This window comes from Psychrobacter sp. AOP7-A1-24 (assembly GCF_052376235.1).
Classification (GTDB): Bacteria; Pseudomonadota; Gammaproteobacteria; order Pseudomonadales; family Moraxellaceae; genus Psychrobacter.
Map to the genome: position 1 here is coordinate 1 of NZ_JBQSVM010000110.1, position 765 is coordinate 765.

Sequence of the window (765 nt, forward strand, 5' to 3'; positions counted from 1 at the left end):
TATATAAGTCTTTGACTCCCGCTAAATACAACCAGCCCTCATTCGTCCAGATATAGGTGATGTCGCTTACCCATGCTTGGTTAGGGCGACTGGTGTCAAACTTCTGATCGAGCACGTTTGGATAGACCAGCTTGTTGTGATTGGAGTCGGTGGTGACTTTAAAGCGCTTATGACGACGACATTTAATGCCGTGTTGCTCTTTGATGCTTCTTACCATATACAGGCTAATGTTATGGCCTTGCTCGCTTAGATGAGCATGCAGTCGATCTGCGCCATAACGTTCTTTCGTTTCATTGTGAGCCGCTTTAACCAGTAATTCAGACTGGTTGCGATGTATCTGTTGGTCGCTGAGATCACGACTTAGCCAGTCGTAATAGCTTGATGGCTTAACCCTTAACACACGGCACATAGTGGTGATGCGAAAGAGGAACTGGTTGTCTTTGATAAAGGCGTACCTGACTAACTGTTTCTCGCGAAGTACGCCGTCGCCTTTTTTAGTATTTCGCGTTCCTCTTCAGCCACTTTGAGCTGCCGCTTGAGCTGCTTTATTTCTTGAAGAGCACTCATAAGATCAGGATCGTATTGCTCTGTGCCAACAAGCTTGCCTTGATTGGCTTTGTTATACCAATTTGATAGCGTTTGCATGGCAATGCCAAGCTGCTTTGCAGTGGCTGAGATATTGCCATTATTGTCTGATATCTTCTTGACGGCCTCGGCTTTAAATTCGTCACTGTAGGTTCTTACTTTCTTGGTCATGATAAACTC

The 765-nt window shown here is 45.2% G+C and carries 1 pseudogene; it reads right to left on the minus strand.

Annotation, left to right across the window (positions count from 1 at the left end):
• Nucleotides 1-756: pseudogene (locus tag ACT3QQ_RS13935) on the minus strand (IS3 family transposase); the annotation flags it as partial.
• Nucleotides 757-765: the final 9 nt, after the last annotated feature.